Annotated in this window: 21 protein-coding genes and 1 other RNA gene; 17 read left to right on the top strand and 5 right to left on the bottom strand. The window is 37.8% G+C overall.

From position 1 onward, the window contains the following. Positions 1-112: 112 nt before the first annotated feature. Complete coding sequence (locus DRF60_RS13645; protein WP_116012578.1) at positions 113-622, bottom strand: DUF4920 domain-containing protein; 510 nt, start codon at positions 620-622, stop codon at positions 113-115. Between the two features lie 143 nt (positions 623-765). On the opposite strand from DRF60_RS13645, the gene DRF60_RS13650 reads away from it, so the two are divergent. From DRF60_RS13650 to DRF60_RS13675, 6 genes are all read left to right on the top strand, one after another. Next, a complete protein-coding gene (locus DRF60_RS13650) occupies positions 766-2,181 on the top strand; it encodes an APC family permease (protein WP_116012579.1) in 1,416 nt (471 codons plus the stop codon). Positions 2,182-2,342: 161 nt separating this feature from the next. After that, positions 2,343-2,783, top strand: coding sequence for a GPW/gp25 family protein (locus DRF60_RS13655; RefSeq protein WP_111958003.1), 441 nt, complete (start codon positions 2,343-2,345; stop codon positions 2,781-2,783). A 25-nt stretch (positions 2,784-2,808) separates the two neighbouring features. Beyond that, the gene (locus DRF60_RS13660) at positions 2,809-4,692 is read left to right on the top strand and encodes a type VI secretion system baseplate subunit TssF (protein WP_116012580.1); all 1,884 of its coding nucleotides are present in this window, start codon (positions 2,809-2,811) and stop codon (positions 4,690-4,692) included. 26 nt (positions 4,693-4,718) lie between these two features. Then, a complete protein-coding gene (locus DRF60_RS13665; protein WP_116012581.1) occupies positions 4,719-5,648 on the top strand; it encodes a DUF3829 domain-containing protein in 930 nt (309 codons plus the stop codon). 238 nt (positions 5,649-5,886) lie between these two features. Then, complete coding sequence (uvrA, locus tag DRF60_RS13670) at positions 5,887-8,718, top strand: excinuclease ABC subunit UvrA (RefSeq protein WP_116012582.1); 2,832 nt, start codon at positions 5,887-5,889, stop codon at positions 8,716-8,718. Between the two features lie 8 nt (positions 8,719-8,726). Further along, on the top strand, positions 8,727-9,326 hold the full coding sequence (locus DRF60_RS13675) for a hypothetical protein (RefSeq protein WP_116012583.1): 600 nt from the start codon (positions 8,727-8,729) through the stop codon (positions 9,324-9,326). 180 nt (positions 9,327-9,506) lie between these two features. On the opposite strand, the gene DRF60_RS13680 is transcribed toward DRF60_RS13675, so the two are convergent. Then, complete coding sequence (locus tag DRF60_RS13680) at positions 9,507-9,986, bottom strand: hypothetical protein (RefSeq protein ID WP_238640210.1); 480 nt, start codon at positions 9,984-9,986, stop codon at positions 9,507-9,509. Positions 9,987-10,192: 206 nt separating this feature from the next. On the opposite strand from DRF60_RS13680, the gene DRF60_RS13685 reads away from it, so the two are divergent. Next, positions 10,193-10,327 (top strand): bacteriocin-like protein, encoded by a 135-nt coding sequence (locus tag DRF60_RS13685; protein WP_116012585.1) that lies wholly within the window; start codon positions 10,193-10,195, stop codon positions 10,325-10,327. 45 nt (positions 10,328-10,372) lie between these two features. Here DRF60_RS13685 and DRF60_RS13690 read toward each other — a convergent pair whose 3' ends face one another. Next, positions 10,373-10,927: a DUF3828 domain-containing protein gene (locus tag DRF60_RS13690; protein WP_116012586.1), complete on the bottom strand. Its 555-nt coding sequence runs from the start codon at positions 10,925-10,927 to the stop codon at positions 10,373-10,375. A 138-nt stretch (positions 10,928-11,065) separates the two neighbouring features. On the opposite strand from DRF60_RS13690, the gene DRF60_RS13695 reads away from it, so the two are divergent. The 3 genes from DRF60_RS13695 to DRF60_RS13705 all read left to right on the top strand — a co-directional run bounded on the left by DRF60_RS13695 (position 11,066) and on the right by DRF60_RS13705 (position 12,351). Further along, positions 11,066-11,341, top strand: coding sequence for a DUF421 domain-containing protein (locus DRF60_RS13695; protein ID WP_238640211.1), 276 nt, complete (start codon positions 11,066-11,068; stop codon positions 11,339-11,341). A gap of 109 nt (positions 11,342-11,450) precedes the next feature. Then, complete coding sequence (locus tag DRF60_RS13700) at positions 11,451-11,945, top strand: GNAT family N-acetyltransferase (RefSeq protein ID WP_116012587.1); 495 nt, start codon at positions 11,451-11,453, stop codon at positions 11,943-11,945. A gap of 172 nt (positions 11,946-12,117) precedes the next feature. Next, on the top strand, positions 12,118-12,351 hold the full coding sequence (locus DRF60_RS13705; protein ID WP_116012670.1) for a hypothetical protein: 234 nt from the start codon (positions 12,118-12,120) through the stop codon (positions 12,349-12,351). A 44-nt stretch (positions 12,352-12,395) separates the two neighbouring features. On the opposite strand, the gene DRF60_RS13710 is transcribed toward DRF60_RS13705, so the two are convergent. Continuing rightward, the gene (locus tag DRF60_RS13710) at positions 12,396-12,710 is read right to left on the bottom strand and encodes a DUF4286 family protein (protein ID WP_116012588.1); all 315 of its coding nucleotides are present in this window, start codon (positions 12,708-12,710) and stop codon (positions 12,396-12,398) included. Positions 12,711-12,857: 147 nt separating this feature from the next. Between DRF60_RS13710 and gyrA the strand changes: the two genes are divergently transcribed. The 6 genes from gyrA (at position 12,858) to DRF60_RS13740 (ending at position 19,875) form a co-directional block, all read left to right on the top strand. After that, positions 12,858-15,446, top strand: a complete 2,589-nt coding sequence (gene gyrA, locus DRF60_RS13715; protein ID WP_116012589.1) for a DNA gyrase subunit A — start codon at positions 12,858-12,860, stop codon at positions 15,444-15,446. A 28-nt stretch (positions 15,447-15,474) separates the two neighbouring features. Next, entirely contained in the window at positions 15,475-16,500 is a 1,026-nt protein-coding gene (locus tag DRF60_RS13720; RefSeq protein ID WP_116012590.1) for a tetratricopeptide repeat protein, read from the top strand. A gap of 160 nt (positions 16,501-16,660) precedes the next feature. Continuing rightward, a complete protein-coding gene (locus DRF60_RS13725; protein WP_040994924.1) occupies positions 16,661-17,497 on the top strand; it encodes a 1,4-dihydroxy-2-naphthoyl-CoA synthase in 837 nt (278 codons plus the stop codon). Between the two features lie 90 nt (positions 17,498-17,587). Further along, positions 17,588-18,517, top strand: a complete 930-nt coding sequence (menA, locus tag DRF60_RS13730) for a 1,4-dihydroxy-2-naphthoate octaprenyltransferase (protein ID WP_116012591.1) — start codon at positions 17,588-17,590, stop codon at positions 18,515-18,517. A 13-nt stretch (positions 18,518-18,530) separates the two neighbouring features. Further along, a complete protein-coding gene (locus tag DRF60_RS13735; protein WP_116012592.1) occupies positions 18,531-18,977 on the top strand; it encodes an SRPBCC family protein in 447 nt (148 codons plus the stop codon). Positions 18,978-19,188: 211 nt separating this feature from the next. Continuing rightward, positions 19,189-19,875 carry a metal-dependent hydrolase gene (locus DRF60_RS13740; RefSeq protein ID WP_116012593.1) on the top strand — a complete coding sequence of 229 codons (687 nt, stop codon included), beginning with the start codon at positions 19,189-19,191 and terminating at the stop codon, positions 19,873-19,875. A 103-nt stretch (positions 19,876-19,978) separates the two neighbouring features. On the opposite strand, the gene ffs is transcribed toward DRF60_RS13740, so the two are convergent. Next, an RNA gene (ffs, locus tag DRF60_RS13745) (signal recognition particle sRNA small type) lies at positions 19,979-20,076 on the bottom strand. Positions 20,077-20,206: 130 nt separating this feature from the next. Here ffs and DRF60_RS13750 point away from each other — a divergent pair. Then, the gene (locus tag DRF60_RS13750; protein WP_116012594.1) at positions 20,207-20,806 is read left to right on the top strand and encodes a DUF4199 domain-containing protein; all 600 of its coding nucleotides are present in this window, start codon (positions 20,207-20,209) and stop codon (positions 20,804-20,806) included. Position 20,807: the final 1 nt, after the last annotated feature.

Below are 20,807 nucleotides of genomic sequence, written 5' to 3' on the forward strand. Positions count from 1 at the left end.
TGAGTCTAAAATTAAAAAAACACTAATCCATCAGATTTACTCAATCTGCGAGAGCATAAAACAAAACGTCCTCAAAAGTATTACTTTCTGAGGACGTTTTTTGTTATATAAATTAGTTTACCACTTTAATACCGTTGGCTACAAACCTTATCTCTTCCTTAGGTGTCGTGATGGCGTCAATTTCAGCCTGAGGTTTCTTAGCATCTTCAGCATAATGCTTCTGTTCGTCTACTGAAGTTACTTTTCTTTCTGCAGTGCCTTCCAATACAACATTTTTACCTTTTAAAGCTGTTGGAACGAAGAATGCATAATCTTTCATTTTTACAAAAAACTGAGAATTGTCTTCAGTCTGAATAGTAAGCCAGCATCCTTTTTTCTCGCATACGTCAGTTACTTTTCCTTTAACTGCAACGCCTTCAACTTTTTTATTGTCTTTCTTAAGCTTTTTGTTCAGCTTATCTACTGTGATAGCTTTAGACTCTGAAGTTACTCCGGCTCCGTATGCTTCACCTACAATAGCATTTCCTGCCGGTGGTCCAGACTTTTTCTGTGATGTCTCCTGCGCAAAAGCTAAAGTAGAAATACTTACAGCTGCTGCAAATAATATAGCCTTGAATTTCATTTTTAATATTTTTTCCAAAAGTACTAATTAAAATTGAATAACAATTCGATAAAAACTTGATAAAAAGCAGGTGATGCAGTAAATTTTAAACAAATACCAAAATCAATGTCAGATTTGTTTATATTTGATGCCTATACTTGACTATGCAGAAAAAACTCAAACTTTGGGATGCCATTATGCTGGTAATGGGATCGATGATTGGAAGCGGAATTTTTATTGTAAGTGCCGATATGATGCGGAACCTGGGATCCGGTTTCTGGCTGGTGGTAGTATGGGTCATTACCGGAGTGATGACTGTAGCGGCCGCAATCAGCTATGGAGAGCTTTCAGCACTGTTTCCAAAAGCAGGCGGGCAATATACCTATCTCAAAGAGATTTTTGGGAAAAAGATGGGATTTTTATATGGCTGGGGCCTGTTTACCGTAATCCAGACGGGAACTATTGCAGCGGTAGCAATGGCTTTCGGTAAATTTACAGCTTATCTCGTTCCATCATTAAATGATGCAGCTCCTCTCTTCCAGAGCGGAGAATTCAAGATCACATGGATACAAATTCTGGCAATAGCCGTTATTCTTTTACTTACTTATATTAATACAAGAGGTGTACAGAGCGGAAAACTGCTTCAGAATGTATTCACAGGGTCAAAAATAATTGCTTTACTGGGCTTGATTGCTGTTGGATTCATTTTGGTTGATTTTTCGCATTTAGCCGACAATTTCAGTCTGGGTTTTGATTCATTCAATAACCTTAAAAAAGATATAAGCGGTAATTTTCTTAAAGAAGGTTGGGAGCCAATTGTTGGAATGACCTTGCTTGGAGGTATTGCAGCAGCTATGGTAGGATCTGTTTTTAGTTCGGTAGCATGGGAAAGCGTAACTTTCGTTTCCGGAGAAGTGGAAAATCCGAAGAAAAATATTGTTAAATCCATGATCTATGGAACTTCTGCAGTGATGGTCCTCTATCTGGCAGTCAATTATGTATATCTGAATGCTTTAGACAGGGACAGTATTGCTTTCGCAGCCAATGACAGGGTTGCAGTGGCAGCATCACAGAATATTTTCGGAAGTGCAGGAACAATCATTATTGCCGTTCTTGTAATGATTTCTACATTTGGGTGTAACAATGGGCTGATTCTGGCTGGAGCCAGAGTATTTCAGACGATGGCAAAAGACGGAATGTTTTTTAAATCCGCAGAGAAAAACAATAAAAATGAAGTTCCGGAAAATGCTTTATGGATGCAGGGAATCTGGGCTTCGGTGTTATGCCTTAGCGGACAGTATGGTAATCTTCTGGACATGATCTCTTTTGTGATCGTTCTGTTCTACATGATCACGGTTTTTGGGGTTATTTATCTAAGAATCAAAAAGCCGGACCTTGAAAGACCTTATAAAACATGGCTTTACCCGGTAACACCTGTTATCTATCTTTTGATAGGAACAGGATTTTGTGTACTTCTCCTGATCTACAAACAACAGTATACATGGCCAGGATTTTTAATGGTGCTTCTTGGACTCCCGGTGTACTATTTCATTAACAGGAAAAAGCAGCCGGATCAATAAAGAAAAATTTACCGTTTCTATAATATATCAGGGCTCCCAAATTCGTTTGGAAGCCCTTTTTTCAATGAAATTTTTGATTTCTTTTCCTGTTTATTTCATGAAAATGCGTATTTTGGTAGTTCTTTTTAAGAAAACTAGACTATGTAAATAAGAAGCTGACTATGGACACACCAAATTACAGAATGCCTTTCGTGCCTTCAACATTAATGACTGAAGGAGGAAGCATTGATATCTGCGACATGGGCGAAAGCATTGCGCATAATATCATGTTGCTGATCACCACCAAAAAAGGCGAAAACAGATATGATGACAATTATGGAAACGACGTTTGGAATCTGGAATTCGATAATGGAGTTACCAGTGCTGTTTGGGAGAGCGTTTTCATTAAAAGCCTCAGAAGGCAGATTCAGGAATATGAACCCCGCATCGTAAACCCACAGATTGATGCCCACATTCAATTTGTAGAGCACAGCTACGACACCAAAGAACATACAGAGATCAAAAAAAAAGTAAGAATTGCCATCAATGCAAAAATGGAGGCAACGGGAGAGCGTTTCAGCTTTTCTACAGAATTATTTTTAAGTCCGATGTCTATTGACTAATTGTTTTTTAAAACAAGAAAAATTTATGAACTTAGATCAAAATATATATTCCAAAGAATCTGTAAAGGCAAGAATGCTTCAGAACGCCACCAAAGTGTGGGGACTGAAAAGCCCGCAGTCTCTGGATCCTTTTGTAAAATTACTGATAGATGCATTCAGTACAGAAGTTTTTAAGGCTAATAACGAAATTCAGACGGTTAATGCAAGAATCCTGGAGAAACTGGCAAAACTGCTGACACCATCTATCTATACCCATCCGATTCCTGCCCATGCGGTTGCCTTTACGTTGCCTTACGAGTCTTCGGAAGTCCTGCTGGAACATACCGAATTCTTTTTCCGCAAGCAGATGACATCAACGGTAAAATCAGAATCGGATAAACAGCTTAATATTCCCTTTACACCCGTAGGAAACGTAAGAATCAATAAAATACAGACGGCAATAATGTTTGTAGGAAATACCTGCTATAGTGTAGACGACAGGCTGAATAAAATACCGGTAGCAAGATTCCAGGGAAAACCTGAAGACTATAGAAAGATCACAATAGGAGTGGATGTAAGCAGATATGCCAGCGAGAATTTTCCTAAATATATCAGCGTATTCTGTTCCAATCCTGCTTTTGAACATATAGATTTCGTTTACAAACTTCTTCCTTATATAACCGTTACCAGTAATGGGAACCCTTTATTTGTAAGAGAAGGGCTGAGTTACCTTACGAACAGCCAGCAGGACGGATACGAGCAGATGTTCAGAGAACAGTCGATCCGGAATAAAGTTATTGAAGATATTAAAAGTATTTACCGTCATAAATTTATAGAGATCACCGGACTTTCAAGCAGCCTCTTTTCAGAGCCTGGCGTATTGCCACAAAATTTAGACTTTCTCAACGAAAAAGAAGAGATCAGAAAGCAGATCGGAGACAGACGCTATTTGTGGCTTACTTTTGAATTCCCGCCGCAGTTTTCTGCGGAGATCTTAGATAATTTTTCATTTGTCATGAATGCTTTCCCTATTTACAACAGAGGCTGGAAGAAGACAGAATACAGCCTGGATATCATGGGAAACAATATTCCTCTCGTTACAGACGAAGGCGAACATTTCCTGTATGTGGATGAGGTTCAGGATGGCGACGGAAGAAAATACACGGAGATTCCGTTTACTCCTGCAGATGATCTTAAAAAAGGATTGTATACGGTGAGAAAAGGGGGAATGGAGCGATTCACCAATAGAAATGCCGTAGACATGATTGCCAATGTCCTGGAGCTGACAAGAGATGAAATTGCTGCATTTTCACTGTTAAACAGGGATAATGTCAAAGGAGTACTTAGTGAAATGTCAGATAAAATGAAGACGATGGTTCAGAAAGTGAACAATGCAAAGAGAAATATAAGGCAGGAACTGAATTACGTCATTATGGAGCCTGTAGAAAAAACAGACCATACATATGCCTCATTCTGGGTCACACACTGCACACTGGCCAATCATATGCGTCCGGGAACAGAACTTTCTAATCAGCTGAAATCACAGACTGTTGTCCTTCTCACAGAGACTATAGGCGGCTCTGAGGAACAGAAAGGAACAGACAGCATACAGGCTTACAGATACGCCTTAACCACAAGAGACAAGATCATTTCCCTGGAAGATGTTAAAAACTATTGCAGAATGGTCCTGAAAGATGAGGTAAAAGAAGTACGGGTAAGAAGAGGAACCATGATCAGCAACCGCCCGAAAGAAGGCTTTGTAAGAACCGTTGAAATAGAAATCATTCCGCAGAATTATTCCTTCTATGGAAGGGCCTATTGGGAAAATATGGCCAATATCCTTAGAAATCAAATTATTTCCAAAGCGATTGACGGGATCGAATATGTAGTGAAAATAAGCAATGAAGATATTGATCTTGACGAAATATAAATTACACTAAACTTAAACTATAAAATATGAGAAAGATTATCGTCCTGGCCATGGCTTTGACCCTCACATCAGTCAGTGTTATAAGCTGTAAAAAAGACGTCAGTAAACTGGGAAAATCTGTACTGAATCTTGGCAGTGCAAACGAAGCTACCGCTATCATTGAATTTAATAACAACTTTGTGGATTCTTACAAAAATACATCCAAGCATGTAGAAAGTATTTTGAGGTATGCTGACGGAGCTGTAGCGAAAGCAAAAGGAGGGAATGCTATGATAATGCCTGTGATAGGTTCTATGGATTATGCATTCAGCAAGATTAAAGAAATACCGTCGGGTTTTGAAAAAGACAAGCCGGCAATAGAGGCAGACTTTAATACCTATAAAGCTAAAAAGGAAAGTATAGAAAAAAAGTTCGAAGAGCTTAAATCCTATATGAACTCTGAAGATTATAAAGACGACAAAGGAGCAAAAGCAGATGCCATTACAAAGGATATCGAAACCGAAGCCCAGGCTTTATTTACATCGGGAGAAAATGTCATAGCCAAAATTAAGCCTGCAACGGATGCCGCTGAAGAAGTAATTCTGAAAGATCATCCGATGAAAGACTATATTATGTCTTCCAAAAACGTTATGAATTCTCTGGATTCTAATATTGATTTGCTGGATAAGCAGTATTCAGGAAAATTCAGCGAAGCGGAAGTTCAGAAGAAGTATGATGAGCTTGCCAAAACAGTGGAAGCCAATTCAAAGCTAGAATTCAATGTGAAAGATCCACAGTATTCTTACAAAAAATCATTGTTTGAAAGTTTCAATAAAAGCGCATCCAGCTTTTTGGATACTTACAGAAAACTGATCCGTAATGCGAAAGGCGCGGGCAAAATTTCTGACAGCGATATCAAGCAGATTGATTCCTCCTATGAATCCGTACTAAACTCATACAATTCATTTGTGAAATAAAAAAGGTATGAACCTATAACAGAAGACTGATGCAATGCATCAGTCTTTTTTATTTGACTTAAAATGAAAGCCAATCTATTCTGAAAATACTATAAGCAACAGGGATGTTCATTTTTAACTTTTGCAACGTTAAAAATTAACTAAAATTAAACCTTAATAAAACCTTTCCGGTTCATACAATTCCATAAAATTCCGTAATTTTGCACATTGTGATTTTCAGGCAGGATCACCCCAAATTATGAGCAAATCAACAGAATATATAGAAGTTTACGGAGCACGTGAGCACAACCTTAAAAATATTAACGTAAAGATTCCGCGCAACGAGCTGGTAGTAATTACCGGGCTTTCCGGCAGCGGGAAATCTTCTTTGGCTTTTGATACCATCTTTGCCGAAGGGCAACGTCGTTATATCGAAACATTTTCGGCATATGCACGCCAGTTTTTAGGCGGACTGGAACGCCCGGATGTAGACAAAATAGAAGGGCTTTCTCCTGTAATTGCCATTGAACAGAAAACAACCAATAAAAATCCTAGATCTACCGTAGGAACTGTTACCGAGCTTTATGATTATCTGCGTCTGTTATATGCGAGAGTTTCCGATGCATATTCCCTTTCTACAGGGAAGAGGTTGGTAAGCTATACGGAAGACCAGATCCTCGAAACAATCAAGGAAAATTATAAAGGCGAAAAAATAATGCTTCTTGCGCCTGTAGTACGTTCCAGAAAAGGCCATTACCATGAACTTTTTGTACAGATGGCAAAAAAAGGTTACGGCCAGGCAAGAATTGACGGCGAGCTGCAGGATATAGAATATGATCTAAAGCTGGATCGGTACAAAACCCACGATATCGACATTGTTATCGACCGATGGATCATCGGTGAAAATGCTTCCGAGGCCAGAATGGAAAAATCTCTGCGCACCGCAATGGAAATGGGTGAGGGAATCATTGGGATACAGAAACTGGGAGGTACAGATATTGAATACTTCTCGAAAAACCTGATGGATGCTGAAACAGGACATTCACTGGCACTTCCGGAACCCAATACATTCTCTTTCAATTCTCCGAAAGGAAGCTGCCCTGAATGTAAGGGCTTGGGAACCATCAAAAAGATCAATACAGATTATTTTATTGAAAACCCTAAACTGTCTATCAATCAGGGTGGACTATTGCCGCTGGAAGACATTAAATCCAACAAATGGATCCTTTCGCAAATCAAAAATATCCTTGAGATCTTCGGATTGGGAATGGCAACACCTATGAAGGATATCCCGGAAGAGGCTTTAGATTACATTTACAACGGATGTCATAAAGAATTTAATAAAGACCTGAAATATGCAGGAATTACCAAAAAGATAAAAATAAGCTTCGATGGGCTGATCACTTTTATGGAAGAGATCATTGAAGAAAGAGAATCTTACGAGGCAGTATTGCTGGAAAGGCATTTTACCACTGAAGAAACCTGCCCGGAATGTGGCGGAACCCGTCTTCAGCCTGCAAGTTTAAGCTTTAAAATTGACGGAAAAAATATTGCTGAGGTAAATGCCTTAAGCTTATCCGATTTAAAAGAATGGTTATCCGACATTAAAGATAAATTCTCAGAAAAACATAAAATCATTGCCTATGAAATTTTAAAAGAAATTGAAACAAGACTTCAGTTCCTTCTCGATGTAGGTTTAGATTATCTTAGCTTAAGCCGAAGTTCTAAAACCCTTTCGGGCGGAGAATCTCAGAGGATACGTCTGGCCACGCAGATCGGGTCACAGCTTGTGAACGTTCTGTATATTCTGGATGAACCAAGCATCGGGCTTCATCAGAGAGATAATGAAAGACTGATCAATTCATTGAAGAACCTCAGAGATATCGGTAACTCTGTCATTGTTGTAGAACATGATAAAGATATGATTCTGGAAGCTGATGAGGTATTGGATATTGGCCCGAGAGCCGGAAAGTTCGGAGGAGAAATACTGTGGCAGGGAAAACCGGAAGACCTGCTGAAAGCAGATACCATTACGGCAGACTATATTAATGGAAAAAGAAAGATCGAAGTTCCGGCAGAAAGAAGAGCCGGAAATGGTAAAAATATCTTGTTAAAAGGAGCTACAGGAAATAACCTTAAGAATGTTACCCTTGATATTCCATTAGGAAAATTGGTTGTGGTAACCGGAATTTCAGGTAGCGGAAAATCTTCTTTGATCAATGGGACCCTATATCCGATCCTGAATAAACATTTTTACAGAGCCGTTCAGGAGCCTCTTCCGTACAAAAAGATTGAAGGTCTTGATCATATTGATAAAATTGTAGACGTAGATCAGACACCAATCGGAAGAACGCCGCGGTCAAATCCTGCAACCTATACTGGAATGTTTACAGACATCAGAAACCTTTTTGCTGAACTTCCGGAGAGTAAGATTCGTGGTTATAAGCCGGGAAGATTCTCATTCAATGTAAAAGGCGGAAGATGTGAAACCTGTCAGGGTGGAGGACTGAAAGTTATTGAAATGAATTTTCTTCCTGATGTATATGTTCATTGTGAAACCTGTAATGGAAAACGTTTCAACAGAGAAACCCTGGAAGTACGTTACAAAGGAAAATCTATTTCCGATGTTTTAGATATGACGATTGGTGAAGCTGTAGATTTTTTCCAGCCGATTCCTAAGATTTTTGCCAAGGTAAAAACGCTTCAGGATGTAGGATTAGGGTATATCACGCTTGGACAGCAGTCTACAACACTATCAGGAGGAGAGGCACAGCGAATCAAGCTGGCTACAGAACTTTCGAAAAGGCAGACCGGAAATACACTGTATATCTTAGATGAACCGACAACCGGACTTCATTTTGAAGATGTGAAGATCCTGATGGAAGCAATCAATCAGCTGGTAGAGCTAGGAAACTCATTCATCATCATTGAACATAATATGGATGTGATCAAATTGGCAGATCATATTATCGATGTAGGACCGGAAGGTGGAAAACACGGTGGCCAGATCGTAGCTCAGGGAACTCCTGAAGAGATTGTGAAGTCTAAGAAGAGTTTGACTGGTAAGTTTCTGAAGAGAGAATTGGAATAAAAATTCATATGAACAGCTTAGCACAAAAAGATGGAAGAAATACGAGGTATTTTGAAATCCAGGAAGATGGGGTTTTTGTAAGAACTAAATTTGCAAAAGAATTGAACGAGTATAAGGTTCATTTTACAGACATTCATGATGATGAAAGTGTCTTTAGAAAATCAAAAGATCTTGTACTTGTAGCCATAGCTATATCTGTTGTGTTCAATTCAATCATGTTGACTATCATTATCAATGAAAATTATCAACTTTCCGTATCTTCGGGAATGATTGTTTTTGGTATTGCAATGATTCCTTCTTTGATTGTGACTACTTGGTGTAACAATGAGTTTAAAGCTGAAAGTTCTAAAAATATTGCTGCTGCAAAACCGCTTATTTTCTCATACGCAAAAAAAGAAATGGAAGAGGTTGATGCATTTATTGCTGAGATTAAAAAAAGTAAAAAAGAATATTACCTGAGAGAATATTATAAAGTAGATAATCTGATTCCTACCCATACTCAAATAGCAAGAATTCACTGGCTTTATGAAAATAAATATATTACAGAAAGTGACGCACAGTTTATCATTGACGAACTTGAAACTAAAAGAATAATTAATGGATTGTAATATCGGGAATATAATAAAAACATAAAAAAGAATCTGCTTTCACAGATTCTTTTTTATTTATTCGGCATTTCATTAGAGATAATTTCCAGCTGCAGCCAGTAATCTTCCTACATCCATTCATTTTTTTTATAATTGATAATGGTAATTACGTTATCAGAAGTAGATGAATTGATAAACCAATTATAGAGGAGATATATACACTTCTATTTTTGTCCCGTCATAGTTAAAGGTTCCGTCTTCATTCTTTTTACCCAGAACCCATTTCATGTCTACAGGAACAGACCATGCTGTACCCAGTGAAAATCCGTTCACAGATCTGATCTCCGCACCGTTTCCGGTAGTGACGGCCGAATGGAACCACGTTTTATCTCTTAGCCTGTAAAAACCGATGGCTTTTCCTTTGGGAATTATAGCATAACCATCCCACTTATCGCCTCCGGCATAGTTGAATTTATTGAGCCATCCCTGTGCACGGAATCGTACAAGTTCATCCGGTGATATAGCTGCACCTCTCATATACAGGGCATAAGCTACCACATCGTGGCATACACCCTTATTGTAATTGGCCATCTCGTCCTGTCCGGAAAGAAGGCCATTGGATATCAGTGACTTTTTTGCTGGTTCGAATTGCCCGACCTGGGCTCCTTTTGGTGTGATCATTTCAATATTTTTAGTGATTAAGTGTGATGTTTTGGTATTTAAAGATATAAAATAAATTTTAAACCATATTTTAATCTTATTGTATGGCTGTTGAAAAGCTTAAATTTTCTCAGGTGACCTATTAATAATGAAAATTTTAAACATTAAGCTGTAATAAACGTTTGAAAATTTCGTTATAAATTTGTCAAACATAAAATTAAAACAATATGAAAAACCTAAAAAAACTTACAAAAACTGATTTAAAATCTGTTTATGGTGGTGAGCCAAAGAAATACTGTGTATACTGTGAATGGATGAATAAAGTAGTATGCAGTGAAATTCCAATCTCTCAATGCCCTTAAAAATAAAAGCTGCCTTCAGAGCAGCTTTTATTTTTAAGGGAATGTTTAATGACTATTTTGTGTTCGAGTAAAATCCTTCAGGCTTGCTTTCAGGTCCTTCGAATTTCCAATACTGTCAAAACTGATGTTATCAATCTTCCATTCCAGGCCGGACTTTATCAAATGCACTTTGTCGGTCCATATAACTTTAGGCTGAGACATCGTGTATTCAAAAGTAACCTCCGCATCCGCTGAGGTACCCGAAGGGTTGATAACAACGGATTTTATTTTATAACTGTCATATCCTTCATACAAGCTTGAAAAAACAGCTCCTTCAAACAATAATGGTTTTTCATCCGGATGATCGCTGTGTTTTACTTTTTCAATATCAGCTTTGGAGGTATTCACAGCTTCTTCAAGTATTCTTTTCAGTTCCGGCGAAAAAAGACTTTCGGAAAACGGTTTATTATAAAGAGCATCATTTGAGCTTCCATATAAACTGTAAAGCTCGTTGATCCTTTGAATGACACAGGTCTTTACGGGTGAATTTTTATTTGATCCATTATTTTTGCACGCTGCCAAAAAAAGAAAAATGCCTAGGCATAAAAAGATTTTTTTCATCAATAAAATGTGTTTATTCTTTAAACTCAATGGTCAAATCATGTGCCAGGTTTTGATCTGTCATATTGTTTCTTAAGCTTAAAATAATTTGAACAGCCAATTATAAAATTTAATACATTTGATTATTAAATATGATTTGTGAATCCTATTCTTGATGTCATAGTACACTCCCTTTGCGTTTACCTTTTTATGGTGATCACCATCCGCTTCTTTGGTAAAAGCCAGCTTCCCCAGCTCAATGCAGGGGGGGTAGTTCTGCTTCTCCTTATTTCCAATACCGTTCAGAGTGAGGTGCTAGGTCCGGATACCTCTCTTCATGGAGGTCTCGTTGCAGTGTTTGTTCTGTTTGTGGCCAACTTTATTTTAAAAAGACTTATGTTCTCTAACCATAAATTCGAAACATGTATGGAATAAGATCCTGAAATTCTGATCAGGGATGGAGTAATTTTAGAAAATGAAGAAGGGAAACAAACGCACTATTCAAGAATCATAAGAAAGAATAAAGAAAATACCATTAAATACAATGAATTACGAATTGAGAGAAATGCTTCCCGGTGATGAAAAAAGAGTGCTGGAAATATATAAACAGGGATTAGACGGAGGTGTATCCACTTTTGAAACAGAAGTTCCTACTGCCGAAGCCTGGAATATGGAATATTACAACGACTGCCGCTGGGTACTGGAAAATGAAAACAGTGAAGTAATAGGATGGTGTGCTCTGAAGCCTGTAAGCAAAAGAGAATGTTATAAAGGTGTTGCCGAAGTAAGTATTTATTTTGACAATATCTATCAGGGGAAGGGTTTAGGGTCGGTACTGCTGAAAAAGATGATTCTTGACAGCGAAAGCCATGGTTTCTGGACGCTTCAGGCCAGCATTTTTTCCGAGAACGAAGCTTCCATAAGATTTCACCAGAAAAACGGATTCAGAACAGTTGGTGTCAGAAAAAAGATCGGGAAACTTAATGAGCAGTGGAAAGATGTTGTACTGTTCGAAAAGCGAAGTGATACTATAGAATAAATATATAGAACGCTGGACAATTTTTTAAATCTTTCAGTTGTAATGAAATAAATCACTTTTGCTCAAAAAAATATTGATTCTCAAATCCCCGGCCTCCAACTCAAAAAACGCTCCGGTGTACTTTGGCACTAACCTTGTTATCTCCCTGTTGAAATTTGAAAAAGTGGAAAATATGAAAGGTTTAATGAAAATTGTAGGAGTATTAACTGTTATGTTTATGATGACATCATGTGTGGTGCATGATCATCATGTTAGGAGACTCCCGCCTGGACAGGCTAAAAAAGTGTATGGAGGAAGTGCACGATACTATGCTCCGGGACAGGTGAAAAAACGAGTGTATTATTATGATTATGACAAGAAAGGTCATCATCATAAAAACAAAGGACACAAACGACACAGAGATTAACAAAATAAAAAAAGCCCTGATTTTTCAGGGCTTTTGATTTGTATTTAAAATCTTGATTTTTTAGGATTCAGGAATGTATTGAAGATCATTACTTCCGTTCCGAATTTTTTCTCAATTCTTTCCGAAATGTTCAGCATTTCACTTTTGATAAAATCCTCTCTGAGATCATCATTATCAAACATCAGAAGCAGATTATAATTCTTACCTTCCTCAATATAATCGCTGTGTACTTCAGAAAGAATATATTTATTGACATCCATAAGGTTTTCCGCCATCAGCACCAGTGTTTCATCAATATAATTTTCCCATTCTTCGATATTGTTTTTCGTACAGTGGAAAGTTATACTCAATAAGCTCATATTTTATGAATTTTTAAGATTTTGTGGATAAATTCTAGTGCAAAAATCGGTAAAAATTTCGTAAATTAGCCCGTTAATAAAAATTGGAAATAAATAATTTTCAGACGCACAGCTAAAGGTCTGACTGTCATTATAATAAATTTGTTTATGCAAAAAGAAGGAGAAAGACTGATTCCTATCAACATTGTTGATGAAATGAAATCGTCTTATATCGATTATTCGATGTCGGTTATCGTTTCAAGAGCGTTGCCGGACGTAAGAGACGGCCTGAAACCCGTTCATAGAAGAGTACTTTACGGTATGTATGGATTAGGGGTTTTTTCTAATAGAAAATATTTAAAATCTGCAAGAATCGTTGGGGATGTTTTGGGTAAATATCACCCGCACGGAGACTCCTCAGTATATGATGCAATGGTGAGAATGGCTCAGGAATGGAGCTTGCGCTATCCCCAGGTTGATGGGCAGGGTAACTTCGGTTCAATGGATGGAGACCCGCCTGCAGCAATGCGTTATACCGAAGCTAGACTGAAAAAGATCTCTGATGAGGTTCTTTCAGACTTGGACAAAGAAACTGTTGATTTTCAGAATAACTTTGACGACAGTATGCAGGAGCCTACGGTGCTGCCTACAAAAGTTCCTAACCTTTTAGTTAATGGTACTTCCGGGATTGCAGTAGGTATGGCAACCAATATGGCGCCGCATAACCTTTCAGAATCCATTGATGCAATCTGTGCTTATATCGATAACAGGGAAATCACAATCGATGAATTAATGCAGCACATCACTGCACCGGATTTCCCTACAGGAGGTATTATATATGGTTACGATGGAGTAAGGGATGCTTTCCATACAGGAAGAGGAAGAGTAGTGCTGAGAGCAAAAGTAAATTTCGAAGAGATCGGAAACAGAAATGCTATTATCGTTACCGAAGTTCCTTACCAGGTGAACAAGGCTGATATGATCGCAAGAACAGCTGAACTTGTAAAAGATGATAAAATTGTAGGGATTCATGAGATCAGAGACGAATCAGACAGAAACGGTCTGCGTGTCGTTTATGAACTGAAAAATGATGCTATCCCTAATGTTGTCTTAAACTTACTATATAAATATACAGCACTTCAGACTTCTTTCAGTGTTAACAATATTGCATTGGTTAAAGGAAGACCGGAACAGCTGAATTTAAAGGATATCATCCACCATTTCGTAGAGCACAGACACGAAGTGATTGTGAGAAGAACTCAATATGAGCTTAAAAAAGCTAAAGAAAGAGCTCACATCCTGGAAGGATTCATGAAAGTAATTGGTTCTCAGGATTCCTTAGACAGAGCCATTTCTATTATCCGTCACAGTGCTAACCCTCAGGCTGCAAAAGAAGGCTTGATCGAAGCATTTGAACTTTCTGATATTCAGGCTCAGGCTATTCTTGATCTTAGACTGGCACGTCTTACAGGAATGGAACTTGACAAGATCCGTGACGAATATGAAGCGATCATGAAAGAGATCATGAACTTGGAAGATATCTTGGCAAATGAGCCTAGAAGATTTGAGATCATCAAAGAAGAATTACTTGAGATCAAAGAAAAATACGGGGACGAAAGAAGAACTGCAATCGACTATTCAGGAGGAGAAATGTCTATCGAAGATATTATCCCGAACGAAGCGGTAGTTCTTACCATTTCACACGCAGGATATGTTAAGAGAACCTCACTTTCCGAATACAAAATTCAGAGCAGAGGTGGTGTAGGCAACAGGGCAGCCACTACAAGGGATGAAGATTTCCTTGAATATATTGTTTCTGCGACCAATCACCAGTATATGCTGTTCTTCACAGAAAAAGGAAGATGTTACTGGCTAAGAGTATTTGAAATTCCTGAAGGTTCAAAAACATCCAAAGGAAGAGCGGTACAAAACCTGATCAACATTGAGCAGGACGATAAGATCAAAGCATATATCAGAACCAATAACCTGAAAGACGCTGAATATGTAAACCAGATGAGCGTAGTGATGGTGACCAAGAATGGAACCATTAAGAAAACATCCCTTGAAGCATACTCAAGACCTAGAGTTAACGGGGTTAATGCCATCGAAATCAGAGATAATGACCAGTTATTGGGTGCATACCTGACCAACGGAAACTCTCAGATCATGATTGCGACCAAAAATGGTAAATGTATCCGTTTCCCTGAAGAAAAAGTAAGAGAAGTAGGTAGAGGATCCATCGGAGTACGCGGTATCACTATGGATAATGATGATGAGGCAATTGGTATGATTGTTGTGAATGATGTGGAAAAAGAAACAGTTCTTGTAGTTTCCGAAAAAGGATATGGTAAAAGAACTGCTGTAGAAGACTACAGAATCACAAATAGAGGAGGAAAAGGAGTTATTACCCTGAACATTACTGAAAAGACAGGAAATCTGATTGCTATTCAGAATGTGACAGACGAAGACGGATTGATGATCATCAATAAGTCCGGTGTTGCCATCAGAATGAATATGGATGAAATGAGAGTAATGGGAAGAAATACCCAGGGAGTAAAAATGATCAACCTTAAGAAAAATGACGAAATTGCAGCTATTGCAAAAGTAGAAATGGATAAAGAGGTAGCAGAAGAAGACTCCGAAGAAAATGAAGAAGGAACAGGAATTGTAGCCGATAACCAGGAAAACAATACAGAACCACAGGCTGAAAAAGAAAACCCGGCCGGAGAAAATGAGAATTCTGATTCTGAAGAATAAAACGTACAATTAATATAATATAGTTATTATGAAGAAACTCATTTTAGGTATAGCAATCGTAGCTTCTGCTTTCGTTTTCGGTCAGAAGGGCGATGTAAATGCCAAGCTGCAGGAAGCGAACAAAGCTGCAATGGATGCGTATAGTGCAAAAAATTATACCGTTGCCGCGCCTAAGTTTTTAGAAGTTTATAACTTATTAAAGACCAACGGCCAGGATGATAAGATATATATGTATTATGCAGGACTTAGCTATGCTTTGGCAAATAATACTGACGAATCCATCAAAATATATACAGATCTTATCAATTCAGGTTTTACAGGAGTTCAGACAACGTATACTGCGAAAGAGAAAAAATCCGGGCAGGTAGTGAATTTAGACAAAGCTACTTGGGAACTTATGAAAAAGAATGCTGATTATTCAGACTTCAAAACAGAACAGACACCAAGTGTTGAGCCGGAACTGTATGAAACATTAACGACTTTGCTTATGAATGCAAAGAAGCCTAATGAAGCATTGGTAATTATTGAAAAAGGATTGGCAAAATATCCGAATAATGCTAAACTGAAAGAAGTGCAGGCTACAGCTTACTATGATTCCGGGAATACAGAAAAATTCATCGGAGCGCTTAAAGAACAGCTGGCTAAAAATCCTAACGATGCTACCAACTGGTACAATCTTGGAGTAATGCAGTCTAAGAATCCTGCTACGGTAGAAGATGCAGTAGCTTCATTCAAAAAAGCAATTGAAATCAAGCCGGATTTTGATAATGCATATCAGAACCTTGTGTATACGGTAGTTGGAGACGATTCAAAAACTGTAGAGCAGATCAATGCAACAAGAAAGGATAAGCCTGAAGAAGCGACTAAACTGATCGATGCAAGAAGAGAAAGATTTGCTAAGGCACTTCCATATGCTGAAGGATGGTACAAAGCTGCACCGGAAAATCTTGATGCCCTTACTGCATTGAAAGAGATCTATATCGTAACAAAAAATACAGATAAAATTAAAGATCTGAAAGCTAAGGAAGCTGAGCTTAAAGCAAAAGCAAAATAATAATTCCTAAGTTAAATTATAAATGAAGCCGGAGCAGAAATGTTCCGGTTTCTTTGTTTTTAAAATTGAAAATGCATCTCTCTTTTTTCCCTTGATTATCCTTAAATTTCACCTGAAAAATTCTCTGTAATTCCGTATCTTTGAGAAAAATTTTTACAAGATGATTGAGTGGAAAACCGCTAAAGAATACGAAGATATTACCTATAAAAAATGTAACGGGGTAGCAAGAATTGCTTTCAACAGACCGGAAGTAAGAAATGCCTTCAGACCCAAGACCACTTCAGAACTGTATGATGCTTTCTATGACGCTTATGAAGACTCTTCAATAGGGGTTGTCCTGCTTTCAGGAGAAGGTCCAAGTGCCAAAGACGGTGGCTGGGCTTTCTGTAGTGGAGGCGACCAGAAAGCAAGAGGTCATCAGGGATATGTAGGCGAAGATGGAAGACACCGCCTGAATATTCTTGAAGTTCAGCGCCTGATCCGTTTCATGCCGAAAGTAGTGATTGCTGTTGTTCCCGGATGGGCAGTAGGAGGAGGACATTCGCTTCATGTGGTATGTGATCTTACTCTGGCAAGCAAAGAACATGCTATCTTCAAACAGACCGATGCTGATGTGACGAGTTTTGATGGAGGATACGGATCTGCTTACCTGGCGAAAATGGTGGGCCAGAAAAAAGCCCGTGAAATATTCTTTTTAGGAAGGAACTATTCCGCTCAGGAAGCTTTGGACATGGGAATGGTGAATGCCGTAATTCCACATGCAGAATTAGAAGATACAGCCTACGAGTGGGCTCAGGAAATATTGGCAAAATCCCCGACTTCCATCAGAATGCTGAAATTCGCAATGAATCTGACGGATGACGGAATGGTCGGTCAGCAGGTATTTGCAGGAGAAGCAACCCGTTTGGCTTATATGACGGAAGAAGCTCAGGAAGGAAGAAATGCATTCCTTGAAAAAAGAAAACCAGACTTCGGAGAAAATCAGTGGATATCTTAAAATAAGAAGTTAGAGGTTAGAAATTAGATAGTAAACTTATATGGTTTTAAATCTAGCTTCTAACTTCTACTATCTAACATCTAAATATTTATGTCGGATTGGATAAAAGCCGCAAGGCTAAGAACTTTACCGCTTTCCTTAAGCGGAATTATAATGGGAGCCTTCATTGCAAAATGGAGACTTTACGGAGAAGGGGGGCTATGGGACTGGAAAATTTTTGCTCTGGCGATTCTGGTAACCCTTTTATACCAGATTTTATCAAATTATGCTAATGACTACGGGGATGGCGTAAAAGGAACAGATGCCAAAAGAATAAATGAGGCAGAATCCAGAGCCGTAGCTTCAGGAAAAATTACGGCAAAGCAAATGAAAAATGCGGTGATCCTTTTTTCTGCATTATCCTTTGTTGCCACAATTGCACTCTTATACATCGCTTTCATCCCTAATTATATGAATGAATTCTATATTTTCATAGGATTGGGAGTAGCCTGTATTTTGGCGGCAATTGGCTATACAGTTGGAAAAAAACCTTACGGATATATGGGATTGGGAGACCTTTTCGTATTTATATTTTTTGGATTGGTTTCAGTTTGCGGAAGCTATTTTCTGTTCACAAAAACTTTCAGCTGGGATATGCTATTGCCTGGAACAGCAATAGGAATGATGAGTATGGCAGTTCTTAACCTCAATAATATGAGAGATATAGAAAGCGACAGACTGTCTGGGAAAAACAGCTTTGCATTGAGGATTGGCTTCAAAAATGCAATGATTTACGAAATGGTCCTGTTACAGCTTCCTTTGGTCTTAATTCTTATATTTTTAGGATTAAATGGTTTCATACAGTCTCAAAACTATTACGTTTTCATTGTAATGATCTTATTAATCCCATTTGCTAAGCTCAGAAGGAAAATTATGTCTGTAAAAGAGCCTAAAGACTTGGATCCATTCTTGAAACAGGTGGGTATCCTTACCTTTACCATGGCGGTTCTTACAGCAGTTGGACTTAATTTTTTTAAATAAAATCACAATATATATGAGTTCAGATACCTACGTCGAAGCTCAAATGCTTATCAGGAAACCGGTTGAAGATGTTTTTGAAGCATTTATCAACCCTGAAATAACCACTAATTTCTGGTTTACAAAATCTACAGGAAAATTAGAGGAAGACAAAACCATTACCTGGGAGTGGGAAATGTACGGTGTAAAATCTGATGTAAAAATTCACCAGATTGTTCCAAACCAGCTGATAAAAACAGAGTGGGGAAACCCGGCGGTGCAGGTAGATTATGAATTCAAAAAAATGGAGAAAGGAACTCTTGTAGTGATTAAATCCTATGGATTCAGCCAGACGGGTGAAGATCTTTTAAAAGTAATTAATGATAATACGGGAGGCTTTACAACTGTTTTAGATGGCTGTAAGGCATATCTTGAACATGGAATTAATTTAAGATTGATTGAGGATAAATTTCCACAGAAATAATCTGACATAAATCTTTGCTGAGTGTTAACGCCTTTGCGAATTTAAAAAACATTTAGTTTATTGAAAATCTTAGCATCTTTGCGTTTAAATAAAACACAAATAACACCAATGTTTACACAAATTTTTACTAATGTTTTATAGTGTTATTCGTGAAAAATATTTGAGCTATTTGTGTTTAAATGTTTAAAAATTAATTAATAAATCAATTAAAATGAAAATACAATTTTTAGGACAAAACTGTTTTTTGTTTACATACAAAGACAAAACAATTTTAAGTGATCCTTTTTACAATTACAAAAAGGCAGAATCTGGCTTCGATATATTGGCTCAGAAGATCGATTATATCTTACTTACCCATGCTCACGGCGATCATATTGCTGATGTGGAAGAAGTGCTGCAGTTTCACCCGGAAGCAACGGTTATTGGCGTGCCTGAGATTTGTGCTTATTTTAAATCTGCAAAAAACAAAGATGATGTGAACTTAGGAGGATCGGCAAAAATCGACGATCTTAAGATTTCCATGGTACCGGCTCATCATACAAGCTCGTTCCCGGATGGAAGCTATGGAGGCGTTCCTGTAGGGTATATTTTCAGACTTCCTGAAGGTAAGAACATATACATGGCCGGAGATACTGGCGTAATGGCTGATATGGAGCTGTTCCCGAGACTTTTCGGGAATATTGACTTATCTATCCTTCCCATCGGAAGTCACTACACGATGTGTCCAAGAAAGGCATCTTTTGCAGCTGCAGAATTACTGAAGACTCCAAAAGTGATCGGATGCCATTTCGATACATTCCCTGCCATTGAGATCAACCATGAAAGCGCATTGAAGCATTTTGCAGATAAAAATGTAGAACTTGTTCTTCCTAAACTGGGCGAGGAGTTTGAATTTTAATAAAAATGAAAGGTAATCTGGAAATTAGAATGGAAATGTTGAAAAGTATAGAAACAAAAAAAGATAATTTTCCAATTACCTTGCTTCAACTTAAACCAAAAAAAAATGGCAAGCTACCTAAATCACACCGCTACGACCAATTACCTTTGCTGTGTTCCCACCCTGGAGGATTCTCAGGAGCTGGTTGTTTAGGACTTGCCGTTGCAAAGGTAGGAATAATTTATAAACTTCAAAACATAATTAAAGAAAATTAGTCGAAAAAATGCAGTAATAAAGCTAAATAGCTGGAATTTAGTGTAATAATTTTTCAACTTTTTTTAAAAAATCTAACATGACGAAAAGTCCATCAACATTAGGAATTATACTTTTTATCGCTACAATGATCATTTTTTTTGTAGCGTATTACTTTTTCTCAGGAATCAATTACTTTGATATCTCTCTGAAAATCAATGCATTTGTTCTGCCTATTTTATATGCAGGTGGTGCCTTTTGGTCCGTAAAATCTTTCTGGAACCAAAATAGAGTTGTAAGTTTTAAAGATGCTTTCTCAAGAGCGTTCGTTCCGATGTTTATCGGGGGAATTCTTTCCATTTTCAGCATTTACGCGTTCCTTAATTTCGTAGATCCGGATGCTAAAAAACTGCTTAATTATCAGTATGTGCAGAGACAGAAAACAGAATTAGACACCGAATATCAGTCTGCGAGAAAGATTATGAAACATCAGAAAGACATTGATGAATTAGATAAAAAATACAAAGAAAGACTTCCAAGCTTTTCTCCCGAAGCCATTAAAGGAAAAGACATGCTTACGGCAAGTCATTTTTCAGGATATTTTGCGGCAATTCTTATATTTTACGTAGTTTTGTCAGTGTTTTTTGGAGCGTTTTTCAGAACAAGAACTGTGTACCAGGAAACCGAAAATCAAGAATAAT

Source organism: Chryseobacterium elymi, from assembly GCF_003385495.1.
In the GTDB taxonomy this organism is placed as follows: domain Bacteria; phylum Bacteroidota; class Bacteroidia; order Flavobacteriales; family Weeksellaceae; genus Chryseobacterium; species Chryseobacterium elymi.